General features: G+C 67.7%; 30 protein-coding genes and 1 tRNA gene. 9 read left to right on the top strand and 22 right to left on the bottom strand.

Annotation, left to right across the window (positions count from 1 at the left end; translation table 11 throughout):
• Positions 1 to 620: 620 nt before the first annotated feature.
• The 10 genes from AUV08_RS08965 to AUV08_RS09005 all read right to left on the bottom strand — a co-directional run bounded on the left by AUV08_RS08965 (position 621) and on the right by AUV08_RS09005 (position 7,159).
• Entirely contained in the window at positions 621 to 1,562 is a 942-nt protein-coding gene (locus AUV08_RS08965; RefSeq protein WP_061873195.1) for a cation diffusion facilitator family transporter, read from the bottom strand.
• A 2-nt stretch (positions 1,563 to 1,564) separates the two neighbouring features.
• Positions 1,565 to 1,954, bottom strand: a complete 390-nt coding sequence (locus tag AUV08_RS08970) for a helix-turn-helix transcriptional regulator (RefSeq protein ID WP_061867931.1) — start codon at positions 1,952 to 1,954, stop codon at positions 1,565 to 1,567.
• 136 nt (positions 1,955 to 2,090) lie between these two features.
• The gene (locus tag AUV08_RS11830) at positions 2,091 to 2,681 is read right to left on the bottom strand and encodes a LysR substrate-binding domain-containing protein (RefSeq protein ID WP_197459321.1); all 591 of its coding nucleotides are present in this window, start codon (positions 2,679 to 2,681) and stop codon (positions 2,091 to 2,093) included.
• A gap of 323 nt (positions 2,682 to 3,004) precedes the next feature.
• Entirely contained in the window at positions 3,005 to 3,151 is a 147-nt protein-coding gene (locus tag AUV08_RS11985) for a hypothetical protein (RefSeq protein ID WP_157554209.1), read from the bottom strand.
• Between the two features lie 44 nt (positions 3,152 to 3,195).
• Positions 3,196 to 3,269 (bottom strand) — tRNA-Cys (locus AUV08_RS08980).
• Positions 3,270 to 3,284: 15 nt separating this feature from the next.
• On the bottom strand, positions 3,285 to 3,803 hold the full coding sequence (locus AUV08_RS08985; protein WP_061873196.1) for a carboxymuconolactone decarboxylase family protein: 519 nt from the start codon (positions 3,801 to 3,803) through the stop codon (positions 3,285 to 3,287).
• A gap of 13 nt (positions 3,804 to 3,816) precedes the next feature.
• Positions 3,817 to 4,182: a helix-turn-helix transcriptional regulator gene (locus tag AUV08_RS08990; protein WP_061873197.1), complete on the bottom strand. Its 366-nt coding sequence runs from the start codon at positions 4,180 to 4,182 to the stop codon at positions 3,817 to 3,819.
• Between the two features lie 41 nt (positions 4,183 to 4,223).
• Complete coding sequence (locus AUV08_RS08995) at positions 4,224 to 4,877, bottom strand: hypothetical protein (protein ID WP_223246362.1); 654 nt, start codon at positions 4,875 to 4,877, stop codon at positions 4,224 to 4,226.
• Positions 4,878 to 4,941: 64 nt separating this feature from the next.
• Positions 4,942 to 5,247, bottom strand: coding sequence for a metal-sensitive transcriptional regulator (locus AUV08_RS09000; RefSeq protein ID WP_006214168.1), 306 nt, complete (start codon positions 5,245 to 5,247; stop codon positions 4,942 to 4,944).
• A 10-nt stretch (positions 5,248 to 5,257) separates the two neighbouring features.
• Entirely contained in the window at positions 5,258 to 7,159 is a 1,902-nt protein-coding gene (locus AUV08_RS09005; RefSeq protein ID WP_223246361.1) for a heavy metal translocating P-type ATPase, read from the bottom strand.
• 198 nt (positions 7,160 to 7,357) lie between these two features.
• On the opposite strand from AUV08_RS09005, the gene AUV08_RS12325 reads away from it, so the two are divergent.
• On the top strand, positions 7,358 to 7,480 hold the full coding sequence (locus tag AUV08_RS12325; protein ID WP_255355161.1) for a hypothetical protein: 123 nt from the start codon (positions 7,358 to 7,360) through the stop codon (positions 7,478 to 7,480).
• 85 nt (positions 7,481 to 7,565) lie between these two features.
• Here the strand turns inward: AUV08_RS12325 and AUV08_RS09010 are convergent, their stop codons facing one another.
• The 9 genes from AUV08_RS09010 to AUV08_RS09050 all read right to left on the bottom strand — a co-directional run bounded on the left by AUV08_RS09010 (position 7,566) and on the right by AUV08_RS09050 (position 15,255).
• Positions 7,566 to 8,165: a YdhK family protein gene (locus AUV08_RS09010; protein WP_061873200.1), complete on the bottom strand. Its 600-nt coding sequence runs from the start codon at positions 8,163 to 8,165 to the stop codon at positions 7,566 to 7,568.
• A gap of 97 nt (positions 8,166 to 8,262) precedes the next feature.
• Positions 8,263 to 8,592, bottom strand: a complete 330-nt coding sequence (fdxA, locus tag AUV08_RS09015; RefSeq protein ID WP_061867617.1) for a ferredoxin — start codon at positions 8,590 to 8,592, stop codon at positions 8,263 to 8,265.
• Positions 8,589 to 9,866, bottom strand: coding sequence for an MFS transporter (locus AUV08_RS09020; protein WP_223246360.1), 1,278 nt, complete (start codon positions 9,864 to 9,866; stop codon positions 8,589 to 8,591). The genes fdxA and AUV08_RS09020 overlap by 4 nt, the downstream gene beginning before the upstream one ends.
• 3 nt (positions 9,867 to 9,869) lie before the next feature.
• The gene (locus AUV08_RS09025) at positions 9,870 to 11,015 is read right to left on the bottom strand and encodes an FAD-dependent oxidoreductase (RefSeq protein ID WP_061867615.1); all 1,146 of its coding nucleotides are present in this window, start codon (positions 11,013 to 11,015) and stop codon (positions 9,870 to 9,872) included.
• A gap of 47 nt (positions 11,016 to 11,062) precedes the next feature.
• A complete protein-coding gene (locus AUV08_RS09030; RefSeq protein ID WP_006214162.1) occupies positions 11,063 to 11,416 on the bottom strand; it encodes a metal-sensitive transcriptional regulator in 354 nt (117 codons plus the stop codon).
• A 66-nt stretch (positions 11,417 to 11,482) separates the two neighbouring features.
• Positions 11,483 to 11,734, bottom strand: a complete 252-nt coding sequence (locus AUV08_RS09035) for a YHS domain-containing protein (protein ID WP_006213356.1) — start codon at positions 11,732 to 11,734, stop codon at positions 11,483 to 11,485.
• Positions 11,735 to 11,787: 53 nt separating this feature from the next.
• Complete coding sequence (locus AUV08_RS09040) at positions 11,788 to 14,058, bottom strand: cation-translocating P-type ATPase (protein ID WP_061873202.1); 2,271 nt, start codon at positions 14,056 to 14,058, stop codon at positions 11,788 to 11,790.
• A gap of 46 nt (positions 14,059 to 14,104) precedes the next feature.
• Entirely contained in the window at positions 14,105 to 15,046 is a 942-nt protein-coding gene (locus AUV08_RS09045; protein WP_061873203.1) for a hypothetical protein, read from the bottom strand.
• Positions 15,046 to 15,255 (bottom strand): heavy-metal-associated domain-containing protein, encoded by a 210-nt coding sequence (locus AUV08_RS09050; RefSeq protein ID WP_006213359.1) that lies wholly within the window; start codon positions 15,253 to 15,255, stop codon positions 15,046 to 15,048. Before AUV08_RS09050 ends, AUV08_RS09045 begins: the two co-directional genes overlap by 1 nt.
• 625 nt (positions 15,256 to 15,880) lie before the next feature.
• Here AUV08_RS09050 and AUV08_RS09055 point away from each other — a divergent pair.
• Entirely contained in the window at positions 15,881 to 16,237 is a 357-nt protein-coding gene (locus tag AUV08_RS09055) for a hypothetical protein (protein WP_061873204.1), read from the top strand.
• A gap of 18 nt (positions 16,238 to 16,255) precedes the next feature.
• Here AUV08_RS09055 and AUV08_RS09060 read toward each other — a convergent pair whose 3' ends face one another.
• Positions 16,256 to 16,984 (bottom strand): SUMF1/EgtB/PvdO family nonheme iron enzyme, encoded by a 729-nt coding sequence (locus tag AUV08_RS09060; RefSeq protein ID WP_223246359.1) that lies wholly within the window; start codon positions 16,982 to 16,984, stop codon positions 16,256 to 16,258.
• 545 nt (positions 16,985 to 17,529) lie between these two features.
• Here AUV08_RS09060 and AUV08_RS09065 point away from each other — a divergent pair.
• From AUV08_RS09065 to AUV08_RS09095, 7 genes are all read left to right on the top strand, one after another.
• Complete coding sequence (locus AUV08_RS09065; protein WP_157571222.1) at positions 17,530 to 19,743, top strand: type IV secretory system conjugative DNA transfer family protein; 2,214 nt, start codon at positions 17,530 to 17,532, stop codon at positions 19,741 to 19,743.
• 1 nt (position 19,744) lies between these two features.
• On the top strand, positions 19,745 to 20,050 hold the full coding sequence (locus tag AUV08_RS09070) for a hypothetical protein (protein WP_031943914.1): 306 nt from the start codon (positions 19,745 to 19,747) through the stop codon (positions 20,048 to 20,050).
• Positions 20,051 to 20,153: 103 nt separating this feature from the next.
• Positions 20,154 to 21,497: a hypothetical protein gene (locus AUV08_RS11990; RefSeq protein WP_157571223.1), complete on the top strand. Its 1,344-nt coding sequence runs from the start codon at positions 20,154 to 20,156 to the stop codon at positions 21,495 to 21,497.
• Between the two features lie 33 nt (positions 21,498 to 21,530).
• Entirely contained in the window at positions 21,531 to 21,926 is a 396-nt protein-coding gene (locus AUV08_RS09080; RefSeq protein ID WP_049159949.1) for a hypothetical protein, read from the top strand.
• A gap of 203 nt (positions 21,927 to 22,129) precedes the next feature.
• Positions 22,130 to 22,360: a hypothetical protein gene (locus AUV08_RS09085; protein ID WP_031943917.1), complete on the top strand. Its 231-nt coding sequence runs from the start codon at positions 22,130 to 22,132 to the stop codon at positions 22,358 to 22,360.
• Positions 22,361 to 22,826: 466 nt separating this feature from the next.
• Positions 22,827 to 23,444 carry a hypothetical protein gene (locus tag AUV08_RS09090; RefSeq protein ID WP_061873207.1) on the top strand — a complete coding sequence of 206 codons (618 nt, stop codon included), beginning with the start codon at positions 22,827 to 22,829 and terminating at the stop codon, positions 23,442 to 23,444.
• Between the two features lie 292 nt (positions 23,445 to 23,736).
• On the top strand, positions 23,737 to 24,693 hold the full coding sequence (locus tag AUV08_RS09095) for a hypothetical protein (RefSeq protein ID WP_157571224.1): 957 nt from the start codon (positions 23,737 to 23,739) through the stop codon (positions 24,691 to 24,693).
• 147 nt (positions 24,694 to 24,840) lie between these two features.
• Here AUV08_RS09095 and AUV08_RS09100 read toward each other — a convergent pair whose 3' ends face one another.
• Both AUV08_RS09100 and AUV08_RS09105 read right to left on the bottom strand, forming a co-directional pair.
• Positions 24,841 to 25,080, bottom strand: a complete 240-nt coding sequence (locus tag AUV08_RS09100; protein WP_061873209.1) for a hypothetical protein — start codon at positions 25,078 to 25,080, stop codon at positions 24,841 to 24,843.
• 215 nt (positions 25,081 to 25,295) lie between these two features.
• On the bottom strand, positions 25,296 to 25,601 hold the full coding sequence (locus tag AUV08_RS09105; protein ID WP_157571225.1) for a hypothetical protein: 306 nt from the start codon (positions 25,599 to 25,601) through the stop codon (positions 25,296 to 25,298).
• Positions 25,602 to 25,758: the final 157 nt, after the last annotated feature.

A 25,758-nucleotide genomic window follows, 5' to 3' on the forward strand; every position in this document is an offset into this window, starting at 1 on the left:
CGGTATGACAAGTACGCGATCATCTACAGGGCCGCTGTGGTCCTGAATGCTGTGCTCGCATGGTCAAAACGATTGTCAGACATGCCCTAGCCGACCACCCTGACCGCTGCGTCGCGGACATGTCCCAGGCGCGCGCCTGACAGTGCGCTCATGCCGGGAAGGCGATTCTGAGGCCGTGCCACCTGCCGCTCGACTTCCGCCTCAGGCACCGGGTGCAGAGGAGTCACCTCTCGTGGTCGACGGCGGGCTATCAGTCGGGGATGCTCTCGCGTGCAGCCTTGCGAATCTGTGCTGAAGCGTGCTGCGAGGCAAAGGTCAGCAGTTGAGAAACAGCTGGCGGGCGTGAAGCAGGAACTGGTGACAGCTGATCGTTAGTGCCGGGAGGCTGAGGATGAGTCGTTGGCGGCCGTGCATCCGGTGAGCAGGAAAGCACCGACCACGACGGTGATTGCAGCGGTTTTCGTTCCGCCGTACTTCGGGAATGGCCTGAAGTTTTTCATGGGATTCCTTCCCGTGTCTGCCCGTGGTGCCAATTGGCCTTACTACCCCATAGGGGTAGTGCCTACCTGCGTGACGCGGAAGCGCCCCCGCCCGGAACGAGCCCGGGAGGGGCACTGCGTTCAGTCGTGCTTGCTGATTTCCGGTTCATGTTCGGCAATGTGCTCGGTCTCGATCTGGAAGGTCGAGTGATGGATGGAGACCTCGAAGTGTCCTGCGACGCAATCTTTGATCTCGTGGAGCGTCTGCGCGGCACGACCGTCGGTGAAACACTCGTCCTCGACGACGACGTGGGCGGTCAGGATCGGCAGGCCGGTCGCCACAGTGGAGGCGTGCAGGTCATGGACATCTTTGACATGGTCAAGTTCGAGGATGTGCGAACGCACCTTGTCGAGGTCGAGGCCCTTGGGAGTGAACTCCATAAGGACGCCGGTGGTCTCGCGCATGAGCTTGAACGCGCGAGGCACGATCAATGTGGCGATAAGCAGTCCGGCGATGGCATCGGCCTGCATGAACCCGGTCGTGGCGATGACGATCGCCGCGATGATCACTCCGAGCGACCCGAGGGCATCATTGAGAACTTCGAGGAACGCGGCACGCATGTTGAAGTTCGAACCGCGGCTGGAGGCGAGGATGGTGATGGCGATGATGTTCGCGACCAGGCCGATGATGCCGAATATCAGCAGTTCGCTTGCGGGCACCTCCGGCGGCTCGAACAGTCGCCGGATGCCTTCGATGGCGGCGTAGGTGCCCACCGCCAGCAGCAGTGCCGACTGTCCGAGGGCTGCGATCACTTCGATACGCCGGAACCCCCAGGTGCGCTTGGAGTTGGCGGGCTTGAGCATCAGCGTCGCGGCGATCAGTGCGACCAGCAGCCCGGAGGCATCGGTAATGGCATGGGCGGTGTCGGTCAGCAGTGCGAGGCTGCCGGTGATGATCGAGCCGATGGCCTGGGCGACGACGATCGTCGCGGTGATCGAGAATGCGATCCAGAGTTTCTTGCGGAAATCTCCGGGGTGACCGGTCTCGCTGGCGGCGGGGCCGTGATTGTGTCCTGCGCCCATGACTACTTCTTGTCCGTATCTGTCGCGTGGTGGGTATGTGGGAGTCGCAGGTGCGTGCAGAGCAGGGTCTGCGTGCCGGTGGCATCGAGGAGGCGTTCGGCAGCGGCGATGAGGGTACGCAGGAGCTCGGACTGTGCCAGCGAGTACCAGGTGGAGCGCCCTTCCGGGCGCATCGTCGCCAGGCCGCACTCGACGAGGAAGCCGACATGCTTGCTCACCGTGGACTGGGCCAGGCCCATGTGCTCGACCAGGTCCCGGACCCGGTGCTCCCCGGAGGCGAGGTGCTGCACGATCGCTAACCTCGTCGGCTCCGCAAATGCCTGGAACAGGTGGGCGTACGCTACTGTCGCCACTTCGTCGAGGGTTGCCCCCTCCTCTTGAATCATCGTCATAGGGCGATCATATCGCGCTAGAGCGATATTGTCGAGTGTGATCTGTTGCTCCGACACGGAATGAAGCTCAGGGGTCCCGTCGCACCCGAGGATGGGCTACCTGGGGGATGGTCGGTCGCATAGCTGCAGTGGGGAGCTACGTCAGCTGACCATCGGCCCCGGTGGAGAGCAGGCGGGGTGGGGAGCCGATGTCGATGAGTCGGGTGAAGTAGTCCTGTGCGCAGGTGGCGAAGACCCCTACCTGCGGGTGGCTCCTCCTCTGCCCTGGCCAGGTCAGCGCCACGGTCACCCGTGGGGCATCCTCGATGGGCAGATAGACCACCTCCGGCGCGCGGTGATTGTGCGTTGTCGCCTCTGCAGTGATGCCGATGGCGTCGCCGACAGCGATGCGGGTTAACCACTCGTCCGTGTTCGCCACCGAGATCGTGCGCGGCATGCGAGCAGTCGTACTCCACAGCTCCCCGGTGGCCGTCGGAGCGGTCGCCCAGACCGCCACCGGCCCGTCAGCGAGATCGGCTAGGGTCACCGACTCCTGCCGGGCACGCGAGTCGGTACTCGTCACCGATGCAACCAGGCGTTCGGTGAACAGCGGTAACCGCTCCAAACCCGGACCAATGGCACGTTTGGGTGAAGAAGAGCGGATGAGTGCGGCATCGATCGCCCCCGTCGCGCAGGGCCCAGATCGGGTCCGTCGGGCGACTGTATTCGATGAGCTCAGCGTGCCCACGCTTCCATTCCTGGAACAGAGGCAAGGTGTGACGGCCAAAGCCGGCCCAGGCGCAACGGCACCAGGATGCGCAGTGAGGCCGTGGTGCGATCTTCCAGGTGAAAAGGTAGGTTTGAATCCGGTTCCGAGAAGGGCACATGGGCCTGGGTCCGACGATCAGACTCTGTTGTGAGCCGCGGCCCGCCCTCGCCCTCGCAACGTTCAAGTGAGTAGATCCTGGAACGGCCGAACTTCAGACGGATGCCGTAGCCGCCGTTGGGTCCGTCAGGCAGAAACTCTGCCCCCAATTCTTCGAGGGCGGCCCGCACACGCTCCTGCTTCTTCTACGACAAGTCGTGTCGCCCCTTCTCGAAGTCGCGCAACTCTTCCTTGGTCACGTTGGCTTCACGGGCGATATATTGGGCGCTCACCTTCACGAGGATGCGCGCGACGCGTGTCATGTCACCGTTGAAGATGTGCTGGCTCTCCATCACTCGCCTCCAACGACGTGTGTCCTATTGGGCTCAGCGGGAAGTGGAGGTGCCTACGGGATTCGAACCCGTGTAAACGGTTTTGCAGACCGCTGCCTATCCTCTCGGCCAAGGCACCAAGTCGCCGGCGAAGTCAGTCGCCCGGCGTGAGGCCAGCAACCAGGTTGAAGGCGCCGGTGAGAATGTTCAGCGACACGACCCCGACGACATCAGAGATCTCACGGTCGCTGTACCCGTATCCCCGAAGCTCGTCAATCTGCTCGTCGGTGATCGACGTAGGCTCACGGTAGATCTGGAGGCCGAGCGCGATCATCGCCGCGACCGGGCCGGTCATCGCCGTACCCTGCTGGGCGAGTGCGATCTCGTCATCGCTGACCCCGAGCGATCGTGCCGCGCTGATGTGCGAGGCCAGGCACATTCCGCATCCCTGCTTCGACTGCACGGCGATCGAAACGAGCTCGCTGACCTTACGGTCGAGCTTGGCGCGACGCATGGCTTTGCTCAGCTGCAGATAGCCGCCGAGCACCGCCGGGGAGTGCGCCATCGTCGAGACCATGTCTCCGACCTGGCCGTGCCGCTCGACGAGATCGCCGAGCAAGTCTCGTGAGGCCCCCACTGCGGTCTCAGGGGTCAATCGGGAAAAACGGGGCATGATGCCTCCTCTGTCAGTTCGGTCGCGAGTTCGAGGTGGGAGAACCCGCACGAGTGCGTTCCTGCTGCTGATGTTCGGCATGGAAGATCGCAGCCTCAGCCAGCGCCCCGGCATGCACACCGTTCAATAGGTAGAAGTCGCCGGACTCGCGTCGCTGCCGACTCACGATCCCGGCCGACTCCAGGCGGTGAAGCTCGTGGGAGGTCTGGTCGACGGGAAGGTCGACGATGTCCGCCAGATGATTGGCAGAGACCTCGATGTCGCGAATGGCGAGGATCATCTTCACACTCACCGGATTCGCCAGCAACGCGAAGACTCCGACCGCCGCATTCAGATGCGGTGTGTCATACGTGGCGTGCACGTGCTCAACCTTCTTCATAGTCATCAATACTACCCCATACCCCTATAGGGTATCAAGGGTTATTCAATCGATGTGACGGACTCGGAAACGCGTGGCCGGGTGCGGCGGATCGGGGTGAGGCCAGAGGCGACGGGTCCGCGCAGGAGCACGTGTCCAGTCGGGAGGGTCAACCGCGTCCAACGGCCGGCGGTTGAGATCGTGGCCCCGTTTCCTCGGCTGAGGAACCCGAAGACGTAGGCGGCGAACGCAACGCCTTGTGGCAGCGATGCGAGTGCCGTGTCCGGGGTGCCCCAGACCGTGCCCCGGATCTTGCGGACGACATCGTCGCCGGGTTTGTCGGGAAGTGCTTGGGCGACGGCCTCGATGCCGGCACGGGCGCTGCGCATCAGCGTCAGGCTGGTCACATCGGCAATAAGTCTCCACCCGTGTTGCGGGGGTTCGACGCTGGTCCAGGCGGGTGCCAGCGCGGTCTCCGGCAGCGCCAGGGTCAGGGGGTCGGCGGTCGCGGTCAGGGTGTCGACGGTGACGTCGCACTGCAGCTCGGGGTCGGAGCGGAGCGTGCGAAGGACGAGGATCGTAGGAGTGCGGTCGAGCGGGCCACGGGGCGTTAGCGCGGCTGCGGCCTGCAAGCGCACGCCATGGGCACCGGCCTGCGCGGCCCGCTGAGCGAAGGTGAGCGCGTCGCGGGCGGGCGGCGCGTCGGCGAGGATCAAGCGCGCTGGCATCCTGAGGGTTTGTGCCCGCCGTGTCCTGGAACGCGGTGGTCAGGGTCCGGGTTCAGGAGCGAACGAGCCGGTTGATGGCGTCGGTGGCTTCCTGGATCTTCTCGACGGCCGCCTCGTCGCTGAGCTTGGCGGCATCAAGCACGCAGTGCTTGAGATGGTCGTCGAGCAGACCAGTCGCGACCCCCTGGAGGGCACGGGTCAGGGCGGAGACCTGGGTGAGGATGTCGATGCAGTACTTCTCCTCATCGATCATCTTCGCGATCCCACGCGCCTGTCCTTCGATGCGCTTCATGCGGCCGAGATAGCGCTCCTTGTCGCTGATGTAGCCGTGCTGGTGGGAATCGGTATCGACAGACATGGGCATGTCCTTACTTCTGGCGCTCCAGGACGGAACGCGTGCTGGCTTCGGGTGTGAGGTCGATGCGCCGCAGCAGCTGGGCGTTGAGCGCGACAACCACGGTGGAGGCTGACATCAGGATCGCGCCGATCGACATTGGCAGGACGAGTCCCACCGGTGCGAGGATACCGGCCGCCAACGGCACCGAAAGAAGGTTGTAGCCGGCGGCCCACCACAGGTTCTGCTTCATCTTGCCGTATGCGCGTCGCGACAGCTGGATGATCGAGAGCACGCTGCGTGGGTCGGAACTGGCCAGGATCACCCCGGCCGAGGCGATGGCGACATCGGTGCCCGCGCCGATCGCGATGCCGACATCGGCCTGCGCCAGAGCCGGGGCGTCGTTGACGCCGTCGCCGACCATCGCGACCCTCTTGCCCTCTTCCTGCAGCTGGGAGACCTTCGCGGACTTGTCCTCCGGGCGCACGCCGGCGAAGACGCGGTCGATGCCGAGCTCCTTGCCGACCTCGTTCGCGACCGCCTCGGCATCGCCGGTGATCATGACGACCTCGACGCCGAGGGCGTGGAGGGCGTCGACGGCGTCGCGGGATTCTGGCCGGACCTCGTCGGCGAGCCTCAGCCCGCCGACCACCTGGCCGCCGCGGAGAACGTGCAGAATGATCGCGCCCTCGGAGCGCCATGCCTCGGCCGTGCCGACCTCGTGCTGACCGGTCTCCTCGAGCAGCCGGGGCCCGCCGACGCGGACCTCCTGGCCGGAGACGGTCGCGGTGACGCCGACGGCGGGCGAGGATGAGAAGCCGCTGGCCTGCTGGAGGGCAAGGCCCTTGTCCTTGGCGGCGGTGACGATGGCCTTGGCGAGCGGGTGCTCGCTGTCGGCCTCGGCCGAGGCAGCGAGGGCGAGGACCTGGTCGGCGTCGAGTTCGCCGGTCGGCTCGACGCCGGTGACGGTGGGCTCGCCCTTGGTCAGCGTGCCGGTCTTGTCGAACAGGACCGCGTCGACCTGCCGCATGGACTCCAGCGCCAGGCGGTCCTTCACTAGGACGCCTCCGCGGGCGGCTCGCTCGGTGGCGATGGAGACGACCAGCGGGATCGCCAGGCCGAGGGCGTGGGGGCAGGCGATGACGAGCACGGTGATGGTGCGCACGACGGCCTCGTCGGGCATGCCGATGAGCGTCCAGACGACCGCAGTGACCAGCGCCGCGCCAAGAGCGAACCAGAACAGCCAGGCCGCGGCCTTGTCGGCGATCCGCTGGGCGCGGGAGGATGAGTTCTGCGCCTCGGCGACGAGCCGGTTGATGCCGGCCAGGGCGGTGTCGTCACCGGTGGCGGTGATCTCCACCCGCAGGCCGGAGTCGGTGGCGACGGTGCCGGCGGTGACGGTCTGGCCCTCGCCGCGAGAGACCGGGCGGGACTCGCCGGTGATCATGGACTCGTCCATGTCGGCGCGGCCGTCGACGATGGTTCCGTCGGCCGGGACGCTGCCGCCGGGGCGCACGATGACCACGTCGCCCACGTCGAGGTCGGCTGGGGCCACCTTGACGACGTTCTCGCCCTCGACGCGCTCGGCCTCGTCTGGCAGCAGTGCCGCCAACGAGTCGAGCGCCGAGGTGGTCTGGGCCAGGGAGCGCATCTCGATCCAATGGCCCAGCAGCATGATGACGATCAGCAGCGCCAGTTCCCACCAGAATTCGAGCTCGTGATGGACGAGCCCGAGCGTGGCGGCCCAGGAGGCGAAGAAGGCCACCGTGATCGCCAGAGCGATGAGTAGCATCATCCCGGGCTTGCGGGACTTCAACTCGCTGACGGCACCGGTGAGGAAGGGCCTGCCGCCCCAGACGTACATGACGGTGCCCAGTGCCGCGGCGACCCAGCCCGCCCAGCCGGGGACCTCGTAGCCCAGCAGCATGGCGAACATCGGTGAGAGGGCGACCGCGGGGATGGCGATGACGAGGTTGATCCAAAACAGCCGGCGGAACTGGCCAACGTGGTCCCCGTGCCCGCCATGGCCGCTGTGATCTCCGTGCCCACCGTGCTGGGCATGCTCATCGTGGCCGCCGTGCTCGTCGAGGCCCGTGTGGCCTGAGTGCTGCCCGTGGTCCATGGCGTGGCCCTGATGCCCGGTGTGCTGACCCTCGCGCGTGCCGTGCGCATCCGCCGAGGCGTGCGCGGACACAGACCCGTGGTGATGCTCGCCGTGGGCGGGTGTATCGGTTTCGTGACCGTGGTGCTGGTGTGAGTTCGGGTCCGTCATGATTCCTCTCCTCCGTCATCGAGCCAGGCCGATTGCCGCTCACCCGGTGGCCGGGCAAGCGAACGTCGGCTCAGGACGCTGGTTGGATCTCGCTCTCGACGACCCACTTGTGGTTCGTCATCTTCATGCCGTCCGTCTCGTAGTCGACCATGTAGACCGTCTCATCGGTGGACGAAGCGATGGTGGCCTTTACGCCTTCCATGCCTTCCATGTGCTCGGCGAGCAGAGTCACCTCTGTGCCGTCGGCCAGGCGCGCGTCGCCGGCATCCTCAATTTCTTCCTGCACGACCCACTTGTGATCAGCGACGGGGTCGCCGCCACCTGCGGGCGTGTAGTTCACGGAGTACGTGTACGTGTCGAATGCGCCGGAAATCGTTGCTGTAGCCCCTTCCATGCCTTCCATGTGGTCGGCCGTGAGCTGCACCTCGGTACCGACAGGGTAGGTGGGCTCACTGGCTTCGGCGATACCCTCGGGTGCCGGTCCGCCGTCCATCGGGTGCTCCATCTCTTCATCACCGCTTTCTGCGTTGTTGCCGCCGTGGCCCTGATGCTCCTCAGTAGCCGAGGGGTCGGTCTGCTGGTTGTCGTCTGCTCCGCTGGCGCAACCGGCGAGCACGAGCGCCACTCCGAGGGCTCCCGCTGCCAGTCCTGTTCGCAGTCTCCTCTGCATGTCATTTCCTTTCATCAATATGCCTACCATATACCCCTAGGGGGTACTAGTCAAGGATTGTGTGTTGTGTCGGTATGGATCAATCGGAAGCCCCTTCTCAGAGGGTCTGCTCGTGTTGGATGGGCAATGCGGCGATGAGGGGATGGTCGAAGCCCGTCGGTCCGGTCTTCGCGGCTCCTCCGGGAGAACCCAACTCGTCGAAGAACTCGACGTTGGCCTTGTAGTAGTCAGACCATTCGTCGGGCAGGTCGTCTTCGTAGTAGATGGCCTCGACGGGGCAGACCGGTTCGCAGGCTCCGCAGTCGACGCATTCGTCGGGGTGGATGTAGAGCGAGCGTTCGCCCTCGTAGATGCAGTCGACAGGACATTCGTCGATGCAGGCGCGGTCCTTGACGTCCACGCAGGGAAGCGCGATCACGTAGGTCATGGCTGCTCCTCTCGGTCGGGTGCGGATCGGCGGTGAGAGCCGGTGGGAGGCTCGGGGAAGTCGTCAGTCTCTGCCGGGCCTGCGGCCGGGTGCGGGATGCGCAGGCGCAGGACGGTGGCGACGAGGCTGAGGGCGATGATGATCGCACCGAGGATCGTCATCGTCCCCGACAGGGTGAGCACCGGCACGAGCAATCCGGCGACGATGGTGGGCACGCCGAATGCCAGGTAGGCAACTGTGTAGATCACAGCCATCACGGCGGCGCGTTCCGACGATGCCGTGTGGGGCATGAGTGTGCGCAGTACCCCGAGGAACGCTGTGCCGAACCCGGAACCGACGATCGCGACCGAGGCGACATAGGCTGGGTAGGAACCGAGTGCGAGGGCGCCGATGCTCACTGCGGTGCCGAACGCCAGGGCACTGGTCGCATACAGGCTGATGGTGCGGGCGGAACGCCGCTGTAGGACGGAGGAGGCGGTGACTCCGGAGATCGCCAGTGCGAAGATGACGATCCCAGCTTGGGTGTGCGTGGAGCCCCCAAGCTCACTGCCGACGAGGTCGGCTCCGAGCGCAAGGAAGAGTCCGTTGGTCGCCCACCCGGCGATGATCACGGGCACTCCGGCGGTGAACATGCGGCGTAGGTGCGGTGGCACGGTGAACCGCGGACGGAGGTCGCCACGTCGTATCTGGGTCTTCGGGGCCAGTTCCGGTGTGCTCCACACGACCGTTGCCACGATGAGGAAGGCAAGCACGAGCGACCCGAAGACGGCAGTTGTCGGTTCGGAGGTGAGATCGAGGAGAAGTGCAGCACCGAGAGCCCCGGCCCCAAGGCCAATCATCGGGCCGATCGTGTTCCACAGGGCTGCGATGTTCCGATGTGACGGGGACTCGAAGTCGATCATCATCGCCGACAGCGCCGGGATCAGCAGACCCGCTGCGAGCCCTTGCAAGGCTCGGGCGACCAGGAGCGCCGCGAGGCTACCGGCGAACCAGAACATGGCCACGCTCAGCGCCAGCGCCAAAGAACCGGCGGCCACGACCGGACGTCGGCCGACGTGGTCGGAGAGTGGTCCGAGGTAGAGCAGCGCGGCCAGGAGGGTGAAGGTGTAGACCGCGAACACGAGTGTGGTGGCGACGGGGATGAGTCCGAGCCGTTCGGCGATCTGGGGGTAGAACAAGGACGGCGCGCTGGCAGCGGCCATCATGAGAATGGTCGCTGCCAGCGAGAGCACGAAGCCCCGCCGTGGGATCTGCCTAATACAGTCTCCCGCCATTGCCTATGCCCGCACGCCGTGGAGCTGCTGCCCCCACTGGTAGACGGTGCCGACTGCGTCGATGCCAGTGACGCCGACGACGATGCCGTCGGTCTCGTGGCGGACGATGAACTCCTCACCGGCTTCCAGGTGGGCGTCTGCGCCGGCTGTGTACCCGACTCCGGAGATCATCTGACCGTAGACCATTGCCATGTAAGGGCTGCGTGGCAGGTAGGCGCCCGGATCGTCGCTAATGCCGAGGTCGTGCAATGCGGCCTGCGCGGCATGCGCACCCTGTGCGGCGGCGTCTTCCCAATGGTCGATGCGCCAGGCGTCCAGTGCTTCGTCGTGGTGCGTGGCCACGCCTCCGGCTGCGTAGACGTGTTCTGCCGCGGCGCGGAGGTGATCGTCGACGTCGATACCGTTCGTCCACGGTGACGGGGCTGCGGGCGTCGTGCCGAGCGCGAGGAGAAGGAAGTCAGCCACGACGGGATTTCCGTCGTTGAGGGTGATGGTGACACCGGATTCTGTTTCGTCGACATGCTGGAGAGTGCGACCGAATCGGGCCTGCACCTTGGCGGCATGGTCGGCGGCGAGGCGCTCAGCCACGGGCGCCCCAAACGCTCCGACGCCGGGAACTGAACTGCGGGAGACCAGCGTGACCATGTGTCCGTCGGCTTGCAGAGACGAGGCTGTCTCGGCTGCGATGATTCCACCGCCGTAGATCGCTACCCGCGCGGGTCGCCCCAGTCCGGTCAGCAGCTTTCGGATGCCCAGGGCATCCTCCACGGAGTGAAGAGCGGTGACCCGCCCTTGTCCGGCGTCGTCGCCGCCGAACACGTCAGCGGGCAGGGAGCGGGGCATGCTCCCGGTCGCGACGATGAGCGCGTCGTAGGAGACTTGTGCGCCGGAGGTCAACTGGGCCTGCTTCGCCGAGGTATCGACTTTGAGCACGGTGTCGGCGATGACCTCGATCTGAGGCAGCGGGAGCTTGATCATCTCCGGCGGTGTCGGACCGAACGCGATTCCCTTGATGAGCATCCGCGTATAGGGCGTCTCCCCGGTGCGGGTCACCAGCGTCACCCGGACATCGTCGCGTGAGGCGAGAGTGCGGGCGGCTGCGGCCCCGGCTGCTCCCGATCCGAGGATGAGGACGTGCTGTGGGGTCATAGAAGAACTCCTGAACTGCTGGTCGTGATCGAACTGATGCGCCGGCGTCAGGAGCGCACGAGGCGGGCGATGGCCTCGGACGCCTCGCCGAGCCTCTGCTCGCTGACTGGTCCGCCGGCGAGTGCGGCGTCGAGGACGCAATGCTTGAGGTGATCGTCGAGCAGGCCGAGGGCGACGTTTTCGAGTGCCCTGGTGACTGCGGAGATCTGGGTGAGGATGTCGATGCAGTAGCGGTCCTCGTCGACCATCCGATCGATGCCGCGGATTTGGCCTTCCAGGCGGCGCAGGCGATTGCGGTACTTCGTCTTATCGCTGATGTATCCGTGGACGGACGCGTCGCCGTCGCCTCCTGCGGGGCAGGTGTCGAGGTGGGTTTCGGTGGTGGGAGTCGTAGTGGTCATGTCGGTTCGCTCCGATCAGGTGGCGGGGTGCCGCAGCGGTGCCGCGGCACCCCGCACGCTGGTGGATTACGCCATGTTGGCGGCGTACTTGGCTGGGTCCGAATCGAACGCGGGCCCACAGCCAGCGCAGCAGAAGTAGTAGCGCTCATCCTCGAAGTCGCGGTAGAGGCCGGCGGCCTCGGCGGTCTTCTTGCTGACCGGGGTGCCGACCATGACCGGGCAGGTGGTCATGTCATCGGCGCCCCCGCCAAGAAGGTTCTCGCGTCCACCGTTCTCCACGGCCGGGTTGGTCTCGTTCGTGCTGCAGCAGCTGCTCATTCTCTGGTGTTCCTTCGTTATTGGATTCGTGTGGATGGGTGGGTTCTCGTACGTCACTTCGAGGCGACGCTCGTGAACCCGCGCAGGCGGAGGCTGTTGCCGACGACGAAGACGCTGGAGAACGCCATCGCCGCACCTGCGAGCATGGGGTTGAGCATGCCGAGCGCAGCGACCGGGATCGCGGCGGTGTTGTAGGCGAATGCCCAGAACAGGTTGGTCTTGATCGTCGACAGGGTCTTCCTGGACAGGCGGATCGCGTCGACGGCGGCCCGCAGGTCACCGCGCACGAGCGTGATGTCGGAGGCCTCGATCGCGACGTCCGTGCCGGTGCCCATCGCGAGGCCCAGGTCGGCCTGCGCGAGCGCGGGGGCGTCGTTGACGCCGTCGCCGACCATCGCGACGATCTTGCCCTCTTCCTGGAGGCGGGTGACGACGTCGACCTTGTCCTTGGGTAGCACTTCGGCGATGACCTCGTCGATGCCGACCTCGGACGCGATCTGGCGGGCCACGGCCTCGTTGTCACCGGTGAGCAGCACCGGGGTCAGGCCGATCTCCTTGAGCCCGCGGATCGCCTCGGCGCTCGTGGGCTTGACGGTGTCGGCGACGACCAGGATGCCACGCGCAGCACCGTCCCAGCCGATCGCGACGACCGTCTTGCCCTCGCCCTCGGCCTGGGCCTTCGCCTGTGCGACCTCCGGAGAGAGCTTCTGCGACCAGTCCGCCAGCAGAGACTCGCGGCCGACGACGACCGGGGTCCCCTCGACGATGCCCTGCACGCCCTTGCCCTCGACATTGGCGAAGTCCTCTGGAGTAGGCAGCTGGCCGACTTCCTGGGTCGCGCCCTTGGCGATCGCCTGCGCAATCGGATGCTCGGAAGAGTCTTCCAGTGCACCGGCGAAACGCAGCAGCTCCGCACGATCCACACCGGGCTCAGTGATCACGTCGGTCAGAGTCATCTTGCCGCTGGTGACGGTGCCGGTCTTATCGAGCACGACGGTGTCGACCTTGCGAGTGGACTCCAGCACCTCCGGACCCTTGATGAGGACGCCCATCTGCGCACCGCGCCCGGTGCCGACGAGCAGCGCGGTCGGGGTTGCCAGACCCAGCGCGCAGGGGCAGGCGATGACGAGCACGGCGACCGCTGCGGTGAACGCGGCGGCGACGGGGAACCCGCCTCCCAGCCAGGCGCCGAGGGTGATGAACGCGACGACGATGACGATCGGCACGAAGATGCCGGAGATGCGATCGGCCAGACGCTGCACCTCGGCCTTGCCGGTCTGCGCGTCCTCGACGAGCTTCGCCATCTGTGCGAGCTGTGTGTCCGAACCCACACGAGTCGCCCGCACGACCAGGCGGCCGCCGGCGTTGACGGTGGCACCGGTGACCGAGTCGCCCTCGCGGACCTCGACCGGCACGGACTCGCCGGTGAGCATCGAGGCGTCCACCGCGGAGGAGCCGGAGGTCACGAGACCGTCGGTGGCGATCTTCTCGCCTGGACGGACGATGAACTCGTCGCCGACCGCCAGCTCAGAGGTGGGGATCTTCACCTCTACGCCGTCGCGGAGTACGGCGACTTCCTTCGCGCCCAGCTCCAGGAGGGCGCGCAGCGCGGCCCCGGCCTGGCGCTTGGATCGCTTCTCGAAGTAGCGGCCGGCGAGGATGAACATCGTCACGCCCGCGCCGACTTCGAGGTAGATGTTCGCCGCGCCATCCGACGGAGCGATCGTGAACTCGAAGGGGTGCGTCATGCCGGGAGTGCCGGCAGTGCCGAGGAAGAGCGCGTAGAGCGACCAGAGCAGTGCGACGGAGGTGCCCATCGAGATGAGCGTGTCCATCGTCGCCGCACCGTGCTTGAGGTTTGTCCACGCCGCCTTGTGGAACGGCCAAGCTCCCCAGATGATCACCGGTGCGGCCAGGGCGAGTGAGGCCCACTGCCAATACGTGAACTGCAGCGCGGGGATCATCGCCATCGCGATTACGGGAACAGTGAGCACGATCGCGCCGATCAGCCGATGCCGCAGCGAGGTGAGCTCACTGTCTTCCTCCTCCCCGGCCTCGGTCTCCGACGTGTTCGCCGTAGTGTCCTTGGGCTTGGGCAGTGCGGCCGTGTACCCGGTCTTCTCGACCTCGGCGACCAGCAGTGACGGATCGTAGCCGGCAGGCACGGTGACCTTAGCCTTCTCAGTGGCGTAGTTGACGGTGGCCGCGACGCCATCGAGCTTGTTCAGCTTCTTCTCGATCCGGTTCGCGCAGGAGGCGCAGGTCATCCCGCCGATCTCCAACTCGATGTCCGGCCCACCCGTTGGGGGCGCTGATGTGCTCATCCTCTTCCTTCTTTCTCAGCTCTCGTGCGACGCCGGGCCCTGCGGGTCAGTGGCCGTCGGAATGCGAATCGTCTGTCTTCGTGCCGTCACCATGCTCGGCGTCGATCACGAACTCGGCGGTGTGCACCTGCCCGTCGACCTGGAAGTCCAGGTAGAGCAGGTAACGGTCGGCGGTCGGGGCCTCCGCTGCGAATCCGATGTCGGGTCCGGCCGTGTCCCCGGCCTGGGGCTGGTCGCCCTCGGCGTGGACGTGCAGGTAGGCGAGGTCACCCTCGCGCAGCGCCACTAAGTGGCCGAACGCGCCCAGGTAAGGCTCCAGCGTGGTCACCGGCTGACCGTCACGCTCGACCGAGATGGTGAGCTCGCTTGAGGTGCCCGCAGTGAGGTCGCCGTTGAGGGAGACGGTGTATCCGTCGACCTCGTCGGTGGGCTGCGCCTCGGTCTCGACAGGGGTGAAGTCGCCCGCGACCTCGATTGCGCGGGTGAGAGTGATGCCTTCGGCTTCCTCGCCCGCGGGTGTGAAGTCGGCGTACACGCGGTAGGTGCCCGCCTCGTCCCAGGTCCACGGCACCGACCAGGTGCCTGTGCTCGTGTCGAGTTCGGGGTGCACGTGCTGGAAGCCGGCGCCGTCGGTGCGCACGGCGATCAGGTGCAGGTCCTTCTCGTGCGCGGTGGTGTATTCGGTCACCGGTTCGCCGGACTCGTCGAGGATCTGGAAGCTCAGGTCTCCATCCTCGCCTGCGGCCGTGGGGGCCTGGACCGGAGAGAGCACGAAGCCGTCCGCGCTTGCGGAGACCCCGTTCAGAGCGGGCTCCGCGGTTTCCTGCGCAGCGTCGCCGTGCCCTTCACCGTGTGCGTTCACGCCGCTTCCTTCTGCCCATGCTGCTGCGAAGCTATCGGGAATGACGGCGCCGGCGAGGCCGAAGGCCCCGCCGAACGCCACCACCAACCCGGCCCCGTAGAGCGCGAGCCGTCCTCCGGCCTTCATCAGACGCGCACCGCCGAGTAGCCGGCCTCCTCGACCGCCGCGAGGACCTTGGCGTCGTCGATCTCGCCCTCGGCGGTGACGTTGAGCTTGCCGGTCTGCGCGCTGACTTGGATGTCCTGGACGCCGGGGATCTCGCTGACCTCCTCGCGGATCGACATCTCGCAGTGGCCGCAGGTCATGCCCGTCACCTGGTAATCGTTCGAAGCCATCAGGTGTCCTCCTTGTATGTCGGGTTGTACGTCGGGAGTACCCCTACCGGGTACGTGTACTAGTCAAACGTATACCCATGTCAGGTATTCCGCAAGGAGGGAGGCGATCGTGTGAGCTGCATTGCGCAAGTGCTGCAAACAATGGTTGGAGCGTCCGAGGTGTGCCTTGTGGTGCACCGATGCTGCGGGGCGATCCGCTGGGTTCTGGCGCTGCGCGTCGGAGAGTAGTGACCCCTCGGCTCATCAGAACCGTGGACTGCCTTGCCGCATCGACGAAGGCAGCGAAGACTGGTACGAAACCGACTCGCGCCCAGACCCGTCAGTGAGTGGGGTCAACGCTCGGGAAGCGCGGTGCCGGAGACCCCAGGCAGGGGTCTCTGACGGTGACCCTGGTGAAGGCGCGCGGGCGCAGCAGCACGGGGACAGTCAGTGGCCGGGCCGATCCCGTGGAGGACGTCGTCACCCTCGGGGTTGTCGAGATGCAGCAAAGACTGCACGCGACTCGCCGTGAACCGTTCGGAGAGGGGGCGGGATCCGGTGTGTGAGGGAGCCTGGCCGGACGCCCCTGCCGTGCTGGGGCGGGGAGCAGGCTGGGGTATCGAGTCGACAACTCTAGGCTGTCACCGTGACCACTGTTTTAGATCACCTCCGCGCTGATGACCGCGAGCACGTCGGGTACATCGAGATGACCGACGAAGGCCTCTTCATCCCCTACGACCTCCTGCGTCGGCGATGCGGTGAACCCATGGAGTCGACCGAGGCCGAAGAACTGCTTGACACCGTCGGTTTGCAGGCGTTGGGCGAACAGTGGCTGCTTCGCACCGAGGGTGACGCATGGGTGCCCGTGGGCATCCAGGAGTTCTCACGAGAGGCCGTCACAGTGGCGCCGCGGCTCGATGACAGGGCGGTGGCCAAGGCGCCGGATCTCACCGCGACGGTGATGTTGTCGTTGCCGACGGATCGGCTCCGTTCCGCCGAATGAGGCTGGGCGGTTCCCTTCTCAGGCGAAGATCTCCCGCAAGGGTGTCCACCCCACGGGAAGCGGCCCGCAGATGGCGGCTCGTTGCCTGTCTGCCTCATGGGACCAGCCCTGAGCTTGTCCCGGGCTGCCGACCAGACCCCGGGCCAGGCGGAGTCCCACGTCCTCCAGGACGGCGTCCGGGGCGCTGCCCCGGCGCACTGAGGCGCGCACGCTCCAGGGTTCATCCGCCCAGCCACCCCCGCGCAGACTGCGGTAGTCGCCGTAGCGGGCGGGATCGGCGTAGTCCCAGCACCATTCCCAGATGTTGCCGAGCATGTCGTGCAGACCGTGCGGGTTGGCTTTCTTCATGCCGACGGGCTGGGGGCCCTCAAGGTGGTCGAGGCTGGTCCAGGCGATGTCTTCAAGCGGCCCGTAGGTGGGCGAGGTCGTTCCGGCGCGGCAGGCGTACTCCCACTCGGCCTCGGTGGGCAATCGGTACCCGTCAGCGCTCGTGTTCCAGGTGACGGAGCGTCCGTCCCCAGCATGCGTGTAGGCCGGCTGCAGCTCTTCAGCATTGGATAGCTCGTTGCAGAGGTTGATGGTCTCGAACCATGTCAGAGGCGTGAGCGGGCGTCCGGTGCTCCGGTCACGGAGGGGGTGCACGGCCATCTCGAAGGGCTCCAGTTCCACATCCCGTGTGGTCCCGCGACGGGCGTCACGCAGGGTGATTTTTCCCGAAGACAGGGTGGCCATGGAGGGCTGGTTCATGGCGTCAGCGTCGCACACGGGCTGACTGGAGAACCACGAGCTGCACCCGGACAGGGTTCAACTGTCAATACCTAAGTGGCTCGTGGTCGTATGAAACATATTTGCGCGTTTGTGAAATCTTCGCTGCATCTCGACAGCCGGAGACGGCACCGCAGGAGTGCCGTTCAGGTGCCATAACGCGAGCGGGAAGCCCGCGGGAAGAGCGGGAGTCGAGCGCCTCCACCCATCGGGAAATCCTGAAGGACGGGGAAGGAAGAAAATCGAGATATTGCCCTCTGGAATGGGCTGATTCGCTCGGGTTAGCCTCCTCCTCTCGACTTCGTCTCGCTGAGGAGGCTACCCGACGAGTCAAGTCCATGGAAGGGGGTACCGGGGTGATCTGCCTTCCACATGATTGCGTTTTTACGGCAGGGGGTACTGGGAGGCGATCAGAGGGTGGGGTGCGTCGGCGAGGCGGGGAGGGACATCGGCGGCGCGGGCGGGCCTTATGGGCAGTGAACGAGAGTCGTCGGCCCCGTCCTCGGGGCCAGAGGGTGAGGCCGCAGATGAGCGTGGACATGGAGCCGCAGATGGGTGTGGGCACGGCGCAGGTCGGCGCGCATCAGGAGGTCGACGAGGGGCTCAGGGTGCTGGCCCCTCAGCCGCAGCCGGCGAAGTTCTTCGGGATCGGATCGGGACTGGTCGCCGCCGGCGCGCTGGCCGCCGGCATGTTCGCCTCCACGGACCCGGCCCTGGCCTACACGGTCGCCGGCGGTGGTGCCGGCGTCTCGACGGCATCCCTGGTGGTGGCCGAGCGGGCCCGGCAGCGGGCGGAGATCGCCGACCACTTCACCGAGCAGATCTGCCCGGTGATGATGATCCGCCCGCGGCCGTCCCGGGCCGCGGTGAAGCTCTCCCGCTGGCGTGGGGGGTTCATCGGCCTGCCCCAGCAGGTGCAGCTGACCTACCACGCGAGGGTGGTGCCGGACCCGGAGTGGCTGAAGTCCCTGGCCGAGGTCACCTCGGTCAGCCTCGGGGCCAAGTACAAGGTGGAGGCCCACCTGCCGCGCAAGCGCCGCGTGGTGCTCGGTGCCGTGGGGGCCGAGCAGGTGGAGAAGACCGACCCGACCGTGGACCGCGCATCCCGGGTGGTGCGGGACCTGCTGGGCGAGTCCGCCCGCGTGAAGGTCGAGCTCAACGACGACGGCGACGCGACCCGCATCGAGGTCGCCCACGAGCAGGGCAGCAACATGGCCATGGCCTCCAAGCGGCTGCGCGTGGAGCGGGTCCTGGCCACCCGCGTGCCCGGAGACTGGGTCCCGGAGTGGAACCTGGTCGAGGACACCGTCGTGTTCTCCGCCCGCGAGCCGATGCCCTCCCTGGTCCTGCCCCCGCCGGAGCATTCCCCGCTGGTGCGCACCCACGCCGACTACCGAGATTTCCAGATCCCCCTGGGTGTGGACGAGGACGGCGAGCAGCTCTCCTGGCACCCCCGCAAGCAACCCCACATGGTGGTGGTCGGCACCACCGGCTCGGGCAAGACCGTCGTGGAGCAGAACGTCGTCCAGCGCCTGACCCAGGCCGGCTGGAAGGTCTGGGTGATCGACGGCAAACGGATCGAGTTCATCGGCCTGCGGGACTGGCCGAACGTGGAGCGGCTGGCCTCGCGCATCGAGCACCAGGTGAAGCTGATCGAGGACGCCCACGACCTGATGAACGAGCGCTACGCGCTGATCGAGGCCGGCAAGGCGACCTCCGCCGACTTCGAGCCCGTGGCCCTGATCGTCGACGAGGCCACCACGCTGCTCGAGGCCGCCGACGACTGGTGGGCCGAGGTCAAGCCCAAGGGCGGATCCTCCAAGTCCGCGGTGCTCAAGCGCCTGGGCAACATCGGACGCCTGGGCCGCTCGGCGAAGATCCACATGCTCATCGGCCTCCAGCGCGCGGACACCCGCTTCATCTCCGGTGAGTTCCGCGACAACCTCGGCATGCGCGTGGCCATGTCCCGCCTCAGCCCCGACGGCGCCAAGATGATGTGGGACTCCTACGTGGTCGGCACCACCATCCCCCGGCACATCAAGGGCCGCGGCATGGCCCTGAACTCCGCCGGCGTGCCCGTCATGATCCAGACCATCTACGCCCCCAACCCCGACCCGGGATCCGACGACTACGACCCCCAGCGCGTCGCCGCGGTGCGCCCCCGCGAAGTCGTGCACAAGAAGATGCTGGTGGAGATCCTCGATCCGGTCACGGTGGACCTGGACGGCAACGAGAACCCCACCAGCTACGCCGACTACATGGACGCCCGCGTCTACGAGGCCCCCGACCAGCCCCAGGTGCAGCCGGCCACCGCGCCCGCCGCCAACGCGGCCGTCCCGGCCGCCGCGCTCGCGGCCTTGCAGTCCCTGAACACTGCTCCCGCCACTGCCGCGGTCGAGGAACGCCCGACCGGGCGCCCCTCTCCGGCTGTGCTGGCCGACCCCAGCCGCCCCGTGATCGCCGAGCGCAAGCACGTGCCCTACGTCCCCGACGACGAACAGGACCTCTTCGAGGGCTACGGCGAGCCCGTCGAGTCCCCGGCCGAGGAGTTGCAGGCCGGAGACCTGATCCAGATCGACCCCGACGCCGAGACCTGGGCGGTGCTCGCCGAGGACCCCCAGGAGGACGAGACCGGGATCTACCTGGAGTACATCGAGCGCGACACCGGGGAGGCCGGCGGCATCTCCGTGGCCGCCACCGAGATGCTGCCCACCCGCCACATCGAACACGAGGAGAACTGAGATGAGCGCGAACACCAACGGCACCAGCGACGGCACCGACATCATCTGGATCACCCTGGCCGGCATGTTCTTCCTGGGCACCGGCGCCTTCACCGCCTGGGCCGCCAGCGCCATGAACTCCGTGCGCCAGAGCCTGCTGGAGATCGGCCTGCTCGTCCCCGCAGACCAGGCCGCCTTCGAGCTCGCAGACACCGGCGTCGGCGTCAGCCTCCCCCTGGTCCTGGGGGCCGGCGCCGTGCTCGTGGCCATCGTCATGATCGCCGCCTATCGGTCCGCCAGACGCCGGGCCCGCGGCCTGGACGACTGACCTGACGGACTCGTCAGCAGCTAGGGACATGTCGCGGAGAGCCCGGCCTTGTGGTCAGTGAAGGCGCCCGTGCAGGGCGGATGGATCGGACCAGGAGGTTGGCATGTGCAGGGCTCAGGGCGAGGCGGGGTGTCCCCACGGACGTCGATGCCCCCCGAACGCAACGGCACGGGATGCCGCGCTGAAGCGTCGACGGGAGAACCGGGCGATCGGACAGCAGATCGCCCGGTGGGCCAAGGCCGAGGGCAAGGCTGACGAGCTGGCCGAGCTGAAGAGGCAGCGCAAGCCCGTCAACGAGATCAAGGAGTGGGCCGGTCAGGCCGGCGCTCCGGAAAGCGTCTTCGCCCGCGCCGCGGGCCCGGCCAAGAAGGGATGGGAGGCGGCCAAGACCGAGCTGCGCAACGACCCCAAGGCCCCAGCCCGCCGAGGACCGGCCCGCGGGGGAGCGCCGGCCGCCGCAGCCGCCGGCGGAGCAGGAGGCGTCGGCGGCGGTGGGGGCGCTGGCGGCGCCGGAGTGGCCGGTGGCGGCGGAGCCGGCGGCGGCGTCGCGGTCGCCGGTGCGGGCGGCGGCGCAGGCGCAGGCGCTGGCCGCGACCACCGCACCCCGACCCCGACTCCCGGCTCAGCCTCGACGGGCGCTCGCGGGTCGGAGTGGTCGGAGTGGGAGGACCAGTGCGGCGAGGAAGAAGCCGCCCGTGTGGCGCTGCTGGTGGAGCGGCAGGGGCGCACCGCCGAAGAGCGGCAGCTGATGCGGATGGACTCGGCGCGTGAGGGTGCGTCGGTCGCGGGCAAGGGCGTCAACGACATCAAGCGTCTGGTGTGGGACGACGGCGCGTGCGGCTACTTCAAGCCCTACGACGCGCTGAACACGGGAGTGGCCAAGTCCTACGGCCACGATGGCCGACTCCAGCCCACCCATGAGGCCGCGGCCTCGCAGTTCGCCCAGGCGCTGGGTCCGAAGTACGCGGCTTTGGTGCCTCCGGTGGCCCTGGTCAAGTACGAGGGCCAGTGGGGCTCCATCTCCTACGGAGTCCCCGGGGGGCCGATGAGGACGAAGATGAACCTGATGCACATGGCAGAGCACCACTCCGACCAGGCCAGCGATCTGGCCTTCTTCGACTGCCTGATCGGGCAGGTCGACCGCCACGGCAACAACGTCCTGATGGACCGCCGCGGCCTCTCGGCGATCGACAACGGATTCGCCTTCACCGACGGCGTCGGCGGCGTGAACGCCTCGATGTTCGTCGACGCGCGCTCCAAGCTCCCGCAGGCCCGCGCGACCACTCGGGAGGAGAAGGCGGTCCTGGCCCGCTTCCTGGACTCTGAAGACGGCTTGGGCCTGCGCGGCACGATCGAGGACGGCCGCTTCCACGAGGTGCGCCGGAGGGCTCGTCTGATGCAGAGCAAGGGCCGGATCCTGAGCCTGTCGAATCTCTACGAGCGCTGATAAACTGATACAAGATCAACATAAGGAGATCTGATGTTCACCATCACCATCCATCACCTGGACGGCCCCTCCGGCCTCCAGCGGCACGTCGGATACGTGCACGTTGACGGGGAGGACGTCCAGATCCATGACCCCGAGGGGCACCTCGACCTCGAGCTGCCCACCCCCACCGTCGACGACCTCGGCCGCGGCGAGCGCCGGCGCGCCACCTACGCCCAGGACCCGGTCGTGTGGGCCTACAACCTGCCTGCCCTGCTCCGCGGGCCCTACGTGCTCGCCCAGCGTCATGACCAGACGCCGGACTGGGTCGAGCAGCTTCTGGAGCAGCCGCAGGCGCCGGCCGCCAGCTCCCCCGGTGACGCCGAGCTCATCGCGCAGCTCATCGCGGGCAGCTCCGCAGCCAAGGAGGCCGCGGCCGAGCCGGCATGACCGGCCTCGGCGATCGCGTGCGGATGAGCTCGCGGCCGCAGCTTGGGCCCGCGGATCGGACGGGGACGTGTCGCGGAGATCCAGCATGAGCTGCTGCTGAACCGACCGCGAAAGACGCTTGTGCGGTAAGCGGGGGACGTGTATGGTTAGACACGTAGCGGGCCTCATCAGGGGGCCTGCACCCCTCACCGAAGGAGCGCCCCATGGGACGCATCGCCCACCGCATCTACAACGTCTACGGCCCGGACAGCGCCGACATCGACTGCCTCTGCCCCCTCTGCGGCAAGGCCGACTACGTCTCCATCACCCAGGACGAGGCGGACGCCCTGGACGCCGGCCAGCCCGTCCACGAGGTCCTGCCCCACCGCACCAAGGTGGAGCGGGAGCGGATCATCTCCCAGATCTGCCCCGACTGCCAGGCAAACCTCTGCTGACCTCCCCGCCACGGCGGCCCCCCTCACTGGAGGGGGGCCGCCGTCGTCTCATGCGCCAACGCTCCAGCCCCGGGCCGGCAAGACACCTGCGGAGCCGGGGGGACGCGCACACGGGGGCAGCACCGCCAGGGCCACCCATGGTCGCAGCGTCGGCGGCCCCGTCCACTCGACGGCGACGCCGGCGTGCGGACGTCCCGGCCCGGCCAGCCCGGAGCGAACGCGTCCGCGAGCGCGGGTCGGCCGGGGACGTGTCGTGGAGATGTGCTGCCGGCGGCCGCGGCTGCTTCAGCTCGGGGCGCCGGCGGCCGCGGGTCCGGGGCACGTCCCCGGCGTGGTCGTTGGGTCGACAGCGATTTCCGCGGGAGGTGGGCTCTCTGGCGGCTGAGTCGGGACAAGATGGGCGGAGGGTGCCGGCGGCGTGGATCGGCGCCAGGCCGAGTCCCGGGGGTTCCCGGTAGGAGGGTAGATGGCAGGCGATGAGCAGGCGTCGGCGGAGCGGGCCTCGCAACTCAAAGCTCGCGGGAGGTGGCTGGCCGCGTGGGGGGCCATCGTGGGGGCGATCTGGTCCGCTGTAACGACGCTGGGCGTGCTGGCCTCGGAGGACGACAGCCTGGGATTTTCAGCTCCGCCGCCCCCTGGAGGGGAGCCTGCGATGTCGCCTGAGCTGCGCGCGCTGTTCGTCCTGGCGTGGGTGTTCTTCGTGGCCGTGCTCCGTGCCCTGGTGTCGACGCGGCAGGCTGGCAGGGCGCGGTCCAACTGGGCGATTGCGGCGGCCATCGTGGCCTGCATGCCGCTGGCGGCTGGGTTTTTCTGGCACAGTCCGGTGGTCGACTCGATGGGGGCGTTGGGGTTGCTCTTGTCCTCTGCGTTCATCTTCGGTGGCCTCTTCTGGCAGGACGAGCTGACGCTCCGTGCTGAGCGCCTGGAGGATCAAGCTGCGGAGGAAGCCGAGCGGAAGAGGAGGCAGCGCGAGGCGGACCTGCGTTGGTACGAGCAGGAGTTGAGCCGCGTGGAGGGCAAGCTCGAGGAGCTCACGAGCAGGGAGACGGAGCGCCGCGGCATGTGGTGCTTCTGGCGGCGATGACTGCCGTGTCATCCACGCATGGGGGAGACCGGCGTGCCGTGGATGTCCGCCGGCAGAGCTGCGGCCGAGGGTAGGCGGCACGGCGCTGGCCTGCGTATTACGCCCAGGGGTCCGCGAGCGCGGGCCGGGCGGGGACGTGTCGTGGAGATGGGCGGCCGGCTGCTTCAGCTCGGCCGGCCGGGCTGCCGCGGCTGCGGGAGCTGGAGGTCCGGGGCATGTGTCCCCGGCACGGCTGCGGGGCGGGCAGGGAGCCGCGCGGGGCGGGGGAGAGCGAGGCCTGTTCAGTCGGGGGATGGATACGATCAGCATCCCACCGGATCCGGCGAAGGACACCATGACCAGCTCACTGCTCACTGACCTCCGCGAGCGCGTCATCGACGAGGCGGAACCGTTGCCCGGCCTGTTGCGCAAGTGCCTGATGCTCGGCGCGCAGACCGGCTCGCAGAGCCTGCGGGAGTGGGCGAGGTTCGAGCTCAACGGCTACCCGGACGATGTCGACGCGCCTGCCTACCGGAGCATCCATGCCGGCATGCTCATGTCCTCCATCAGCGGCAACACCGTCGTGAGCAGGCAACCCGTCTCGTGGTACGACTTCCCCGACGACGTCCGGGAGGTGGTCCCCGAACTGCTGACCCTCAAGGGGCCTCTGGCGGAGATCGAGGAGATGGCGACTCGGGAGGCGTTCCACTACGGGACCGGCCCGCTCAGTGCAGCGCAGATGGTGTTCAACGCCATCCTGCCGCCGCATCAGCAGATCACCAGCCTGATGTACGCGGTGCCCGGTCCGACCCTCCGCGGCATCGTGGACCGCATCCGCACCAGCCTGGTCGAGCTCGTCGCCGACCTCACCGCCGACACCCCCCTCGGTGAGCTGCCCAGCCGCGCCGCGGTCGATGCCGCGCTGAGCGATCGCGTGGGCGTGCAATACATCACCTATCTCCACGCGCCGTCTGGCCCTGTGGCTGTCGGCGAGGGCGCCCATGCTCAGGGCACGGTCGAAGACCTCTCTCGCGCGCTTGCAGACCTGCGTGTGATGGCGGAGAAGGAGGGGGAGGAGGAGTTGACCGAGGCCATCGACGAACTCCAGCAGGCGCTCCAGGAAGACCAGCCCGCCGTCGGCCCTGTGGCTGAGGGAGCCGGTCGCCTGCGTCGTCTCGCCGCCAACGTAGGGAGCGCGGCCCTGGGGTCCGCCGTCACGGGGGTGGTGGAGACTGCCACCGCCATGGCCTTCGGCGGCGTCTTCGGCTGAGGGCCCGGGGGCCGCGTGCCGCCGAGGGCGGGCGACGTCGCCCCGCCGGCGTGCGCCAGGATCTCAGCCCCCCGATCCGAGAGAGCGGGCCGGGGACGCCGACGGGCGCGGACCGTGCGGTCCGCGCCCGTCGGGGGAGGTGGCGGCTCAGGGCTGGGGGTGATCCAGCTCGTGAGCGGCCATGGCGTCCAGGGTGCGGACCAGCTCGGGGAAGAGCATGGTCAGCACCTCGATGGAGCGGGCGCCCTTGGGGTGGTCGGCGACGGCGCGCCAGTGGCGGGCCACGGTGCGCGCGTGGTTGTCGCGGCGGGTGTAGAAGGCCTTGGCGTCCTGATACCCGGCCTTGTAGCCGTCGGCGTAGGTGGGGGTGGTGGTCTGCTGCTCCATGAGCTGCCTCCTCCAGTAAGGGTGCAGGTGGCCGAATGCCTCCCGCTGTGTCAAACCATACACTCACGATGTTGTGGTGGCCAACCCGCGAGCGCGGGCAGGGCGGGGACGTGTCGCGGAGATCCGCAGCCGGCAGCTGCACCTGGAGCTACCGGCTGCGCGGTCGAGTCCGCGACAGGGGGGGGCGCCGGTGAGCGGCCCCCGGGCCGGTTCGGTCAGCCCTTGACGGGCTTCCCGGACAGGTCGAGGTCGGCGGCGACCACGGCTACCGAGGTGGCGCGGATCATGGCGGACACGGCGCGCACGTGTGCGTGGCACGGGACGCACGCCTTGGCGAGCGCCAGGCGCTCGTCGGCCTGGGTCCCCTGGCCTCGGAGCCAGGACACGTAGGCCAGCGCGGCCAGCGCGCCGGCGGCGGCCTCACGCGGACCCATGGCCACGGCGGCGTTGAGCACCGCCTCCGCCTCCACCGTGGTCTTCCAGCTCAGCCCGTCCGGGAACGTGCCCGTGTGGAAGTCCACCCCCTCCATCCGCCGCGGCCCGGTCGCATCCACCAGGGCCACGTAGAGGTACTCGGGAGCCTGGCGATCTAGGTGTTGTGGGGCATGAGGTTCTTGACATGGGTGCCGGGCTGAGATGAGACGAGCGGACCTCTCCCGCAGGATGGAAGTTCCTCAA

The organism is Micrococcus sp. CH7 (assembly GCF_001595485.1).
GTDB classification, from domain to species: domain Bacteria; phylum Actinomycetota; class Actinomycetes; order Actinomycetales; family Micrococcaceae; genus Micrococcus; species Micrococcus luteus.

Excerpts from the sequence above, each read along its gene's own strand:
- AUV08_RS09090 (WP_061873207.1), top strand. The coding sequence starts at position 22,827 with ATGGCAGGCGATGAGCAGGCGTCGGCGGAGCGGGCCTCGCAACTCAAA.
- AUV08_RS09050 (WP_006213359.1), bottom strand. The coding sequence starts at position 15,255 with ATGGCTTCGAACGATTACCAGGTGACGGGCATGACCTGCGGCCACTGC.
- AUV08_RS11985 (WP_157554209.1), bottom strand. The coding sequence starts at position 3,151 with ATGGAGAGCCAGCACATCTTCAACGGTGACATGACACGCGTCGCGCGC.
- AUV08_RS08965 (WP_061873195.1), bottom strand. The coding sequence starts at position 1,562 with ATGGGCGCAGGACACAATCACGGCCCCGCCGCCAGCGAGACCGGTCAC.
- fdxA (WP_061867617.1), bottom strand. The coding sequence starts at position 8,592 with ATGACCTACGTGATCGCGCTTCCCTGCGTGGACGTCAAGGACCGCGCC.
- AUV08_RS09060 (WP_223246359.1), bottom strand. The coding sequence starts at position 16,984 with ATGAACCAGCCCTCCATGGCCACCCTGTCTTCGGGAAAAATCACCCTG.
- AUV08_RS09095 (WP_157571224.1), top strand. The coding sequence starts at position 23,737 with ATGGATACGATCAGCATCCCACCGGATCCGGCGAAGGACACCATGACC.
- AUV08_RS09085 (WP_031943917.1), top strand. The coding sequence starts at position 22,130 with ATGGGACGCATCGCCCACCGCATCTACAACGTCTACGGCCCGGACAGC.
- AUV08_RS09030 (WP_006214162.1), bottom strand. The coding sequence starts at position 11,416 with ATGACCACTACGACTCCCACCACCGAAACCCACCTCGACACCTGCCCC.
- AUV08_RS12325 (WP_255355161.1), top strand. The coding sequence starts at position 7,358 with ATGCCCGGTGTGCTGACCCTCGCGCGTGCCGTGCGCATCCGCCGAGGC.
- AUV08_RS11990 (WP_157571223.1), top strand. The coding sequence starts at position 20,154 with ATGTGCAGGGCTCAGGGCGAGGCGGGGTGTCCCCACGGACGTCGATGC.
- AUV08_RS09100 (WP_061873209.1), bottom strand. The coding sequence starts at position 25,080 with ATGGAGCAGCAGACCACCACCCCCACCTACGCCGACGGCTACAAGGCC.
- AUV08_RS09035 (WP_006213356.1), bottom strand. The coding sequence starts at position 11,734 with ATGAGCAGCTGCTGCAGCACGAACGAGACCAACCCGGCCGTGGAGAAC.
- AUV08_RS09040 (WP_061873202.1), bottom strand. The coding sequence starts at position 14,058 with ATGAGCACATCAGCGCCCCCAACGGGTGGGCCGGACATCGAGTTGGAG.
- AUV08_RS09000 (WP_006214168.1), bottom strand. The coding sequence starts at position 5,247 with ATGTCTGTCGATACCGATTCCCACCAGCACGGCTACATCAGCGACAAG.
- AUV08_RS09010 (WP_061873200.1), bottom strand. The coding sequence starts at position 8,165 with ATGCAGAGGAGACTGCGAACAGGACTGGCAGCGGGAGCCCTCGGAGTG.
- AUV08_RS09005 (WP_223246361.1), bottom strand. The coding sequence starts at position 7,159 with ATGTTCGCCATGCTGCTGGGCTACGAGGTCCCCGGCTGGGCGGGCTGG.
- AUV08_RS08970 (WP_061867931.1), bottom strand. The coding sequence starts at position 1,954 with ATGACGATGATTCAAGAGGAGGGGGCAACCCTCGACGAAGTGGCGACA.
- AUV08_RS08990 (WP_061873197.1), bottom strand. The coding sequence starts at position 4,182 with ATGAAGAAGGTTGAGCACGTGCACGCCACGTATGACACACCGCATCTG.
- AUV08_RS09025 (WP_061867615.1), bottom strand. The coding sequence starts at position 11,015 with ATGACCCCACAGCACGTCCTCATCCTCGGATCGGGAGCAGCCGGGGCC.
- AUV08_RS09065 (WP_157571222.1), top strand. The coding sequence starts at position 17,530 with ATGAGCGTGGACATGGAGCCGCAGATGGGTGTGGGCACGGCGCAGGTC.
- AUV08_RS09080 (WP_049159949.1), top strand. The coding sequence starts at position 21,531 with ATGTTCACCATCACCATCCATCACCTGGACGGCCCCTCCGGCCTCCAG.
- AUV08_RS08985 (WP_061873196.1), bottom strand. The coding sequence starts at position 3,803 with ATGCCCCGTTTTTCCCGATTGACCCCTGAGACCGCAGTGGGGGCCTCA.
- AUV08_RS09045 (WP_061873203.1), bottom strand. The coding sequence starts at position 15,046 with ATGAAGGCCGGAGGACGGCTCGCGCTCTACGGGGCCGGGTTGGTGGTG.
- AUV08_RS09070 (WP_031943914.1), top strand. The coding sequence starts at position 19,745 with ATGAGCGCGAACACCAACGGCACCAGCGACGGCACCGACATCATCTGG.
- AUV08_RS09020 (WP_223246360.1), bottom strand. The coding sequence starts at position 9,866 with ATGGCGGGAGACTGTATTAGGCAGATCCCACGGCGGGGCTTCGTGCTC.